This window comes from Mycobacterium sp., from assembly GCF_050701675.1.
Taxonomy (GTDB): domain Bacteria; phylum Actinomycetota; class Actinomycetes; order Mycobacteriales; family Mycobacteriaceae; genus Mycobacterium.
Map to the genome: position 1 here is coordinate 1 of NZ_JBOGDD010000337.1, position 1,881 is coordinate 1,881.

General features: G+C 65.2%; 1 protein-coding gene and 1 pseudogene. One reads left to right on the forward strand and one right to left on the reverse strand.

The window, feature by feature from the left end; genetic code table 11:
- A pseudogene (locus ACRDUX_RS09950) lies at nt 1-488 on the forward strand (hypothetical protein); the annotation flags it as partial.
- Here ACRDUX_RS09950 and ACRDUX_RS09955 read toward each other — a convergent pair.
- A complete protein-coding gene (locus ACRDUX_RS09955; protein WP_526413409.1) occupies nt 489-1,865 on the reverse strand; it encodes a carotenoid oxygenase family protein in 1,377 nt (458 codons plus the stop codon). It abuts the pseudogene before it with no gap.
- Nucleotides 1,866-1,881: the final 16 nt, after the last annotated feature.

Sequence of the window (1,881 nt, forward strand, 5' to 3'; positions counted from 1 at the left end):
GGGTAAGCGGTGTGCTCATTCGATTTCCGGACCCGCTGATCGTCGAATGGATGCTGTGGCAGCATGCCGCCGGCCGATCCGACCGGAGCGTCATCAGGAACCGCGTGCTCGGCGTGATGAAGTTCGCCCGCGAGATCGGCGCATCACCGGTCACCGCGCAAACCGCCGACGTCATCGGATGGCTCGCCTGCCACCGTGACGGACCAGAGGTACGCGCAACCAACTTCAGCTACCTGCAGTCGTGGTTCTCATGGCTCTGCCAAATGGATCACCGAGCCGACAACCCGATGTTCAAGCTCGCGATGATGTCCGGTGGCATCCGCAACGTCGGTGTCGTCGATCAGGAGCTCCGGCTCCTCCTCGCTGCCATGCGCAAGACGCCACGGGCTTTCGGCGGGAAGCCAACGAGCGCCGTAGTCGATCGGCTGCTCGACGAGCGCGCGGCCATCACCAAGTATGGATCCGGCCGCGCGTTGAACCGCCTCTGACTAGGCACCAATCCAGTTGCCGTGGAAGCCGAACGGCACCCGGTGCGGCAACTTGATCGTCGCCACCGGGTCACCCGCGAAGTCGGACGCGTCCAGGATCACCAGATCGCTTCCGTTCCTGGCTGAGTCGTAGACGTAGCCGAGGTAGTAGCCGGCCAATTCGTCGGAGCCCCGGCCCGTGGCTTCCGTCGACGGAACGAAGACCGCCTCACCCGGCACCCCTGGGCTTGCCGCGGTGCCGAACGGATGCTCGACGGAAGCGCCCGTGTTCAAGTCATGGTGCACCAGCTTGTCGCTGCCGACCGACACGGCGTACCGCGCAGGCAGGCCGGCCAGCCGGTCGTCGATCCTGGGGAATTCCACGGCGTGGTCGTCCAGCTGCTGCCCGCTGACGGTGCCCCTCTGCAGATCAATCGTCCAGGTCCACATCACCGCGTCGACGTCGAATCCACCGTGCTCGCGCCACAACTCCGGGTACCGAACCGCTTGCAGAACAATTGAATTGCCTCCGTCAGCGTTGACGGAGTCATAGGCGTTCGCCACGTGGAAGACGTAGCACGGGTCGATGTCGAACCAGCGGATCGGACCGTACGGATCGTCGCGGCGCATGACACCGAGACGCGCTCCGTAGCCGTCGTCCCAGCGGTAGGGCATGTCGCCCCTTCCGTTGAGCGCGATGTCCATGTCGAACACGACGGGCAGGTCCATGAAGATCACGTGCTCGGCGGTGAGCGCGAAGTCGTGCATCATCGTCAGCGCCTTGACGTCGACCGGGCGGTTGACGGTCAGCTCCCCGTTCGCGTCCACCCGGTGGTACGTGACGTACGGCTCGAACATGTTGCCGTAGCCGAAGAAGTGCATCTCGCCGGTGGTGGGGCAGATCTTTGGGTGCGCGGTCATCGAGTCCACCAGCTTGCCGCCGAAGTCGTACGCGCCGACGGTCTCCAGGTCGTTGGTGATCTCGTAGGGCAGAGACGACTCGACCAGCGCCAGGGTCTTGCCCGCGTGGTTGACGACGTGAGTGTTGGCGACTGCGGAGCGCAGATTGCGCGAGCCGTCGGCGTTGTAGAGGGGAAAGTCCTTCTCGAAGCTGTCGGTGCGGACCCAGCGGTTGCGGTACCAGGCGGCGCGGCCGTTCTCGACGCGGATGCCGTGGATCATGCCGTCACCGGTGAACCAGTGCCCGGTGGACTGACGGGGGTTGGGCCCGTTGCGCAGGTACCAGCCGTCGAGCTCCGGGGGAATCGTTCCCTCGACGAGCAGGTCGAATTCAGTGAGCTCGTCGGCGACGGGCGCGTAGTTGCCCACCTGAAAGAACTGGCCGTCGCCGGGCAGTCCGGCCGGGTCGGTGGGCGAGAAGTCCTTGGTGTCGGTCATTTGGTGCCTCCTGGGC

Excerpts from the sequence above, each read along its gene's own strand:
- ACRDUX_RS09955 (WP_526413409.1), bottom strand. The coding sequence starts at position 1,865 with ATGACCGACACCAAGGACTTCTCGCCCACCGACCCGGCCGGACTGCCC.